The sequence below is a fragment of the Methylobacterium sp. WL103 genome, from assembly GCF_008039885.1.
GTDB lineage: Bacteria > Pseudomonadota > Alphaproteobacteria > Rhizobiales > Beijerinckiaceae > Methylobacterium > Methylobacterium cerastii.
This window is the reverse complement of the sequence record NZ_VRUX01001008.1, coordinates 1-955: the sequence shown is the minus strand read 5'-3', so window position 1 is coordinate 955 and position 955 is coordinate 1. Positions and strand designations below refer to the sequence as shown.

The following is a 955-nucleotide window of genomic DNA, read 5'->3' as shown; positions in this document are numbered from 1 at the left end:
GGGCAGGGCGCCGGCGGTCGCGAAGCCGACCACGTCGACGAAAGCCGCCTCCGGCGTCTCGGAGAACAACGGGTTGCCGACGAGCTGGGCGAGGCCGGGCAGGGCACCCGAGGTCACATGGGCGCCGAGCGCGGCGTAGCGCTTGGCGAGGGCGTCGGTCTCCGCGCCGAGGATCAGAATTTCGGGCGCCGGGCGGACCTTCGCCGTGGCGAGGTCGATCCGCGCGAGGTCGGCCGCGAGGTCGGGGCCGATCGGGAAGCCGCCGAGCGACAGGTGTCCGGGCGGCTCGGTCGGCACGGTGCCGTCCGAGAGCTGGTTCACCGCGGGCGCCCGCAGCTTCATCTCGCGCAGGTAGCCGCGCCCGGTCCGGCACGGCGCCAGCAGCGCGAGCCGGTCGATCCCGCCCTCCTCGGCGACGAGCGCCGCCAGGGTTCCCCCGAGCCGCAGGCCGACGAGGACGACCTCCGTCGACCCGGCCTCCTTGCGCAGGACGCGCACCGCCCGGCGGATCGCCCCGAGCCACGCCTCCAGCGTGCCGGCGCCGGCATCCGTGGAATCGCCCTCGCCCGGATAGTCGAAGCGCAGGGTGGCGCAGCCGGTGGCGGCGATCCGCCCGGCGAGGTCCCGCCACGGGCGGTGCGCCGAAAGCTGCTCGAATCCGGTCGCCCCACACAGGATCACGCCGCGCCGGGCGGTGCCTGGGCTGAACCAGCCGAACAGGCCGTCGACGACGACCGGTTCCGCTTCGACGGGCGACGGATGTGGGAGCGGCGGCGCGTGCATCATCGAGGTCTTAGAACTTCACGATCTCGTTTGTGTTCACAGCGCGAACGATCCCGTGCGGATTCCCGCCGCCGACGAGGGCGATGCGGCGAGACGCGCCGGGGGCGAGGTGGAAGCCGTCGTCGGCGGGCCGGGCGCCCGCCTCGGTCTCGATGCGCACGCAGAGCGCGTG

General features: G+C 74.5%; 1 pseudogene. It reads right to left on the bottom strand.

The window, feature by feature from the left end:
• Positions 1-786: pseudogene (locus FV222_RS27385) on the bottom strand (thioesterase); the annotation flags it as partial.
• Positions 787-955 lie beyond the last annotated feature (169 nt).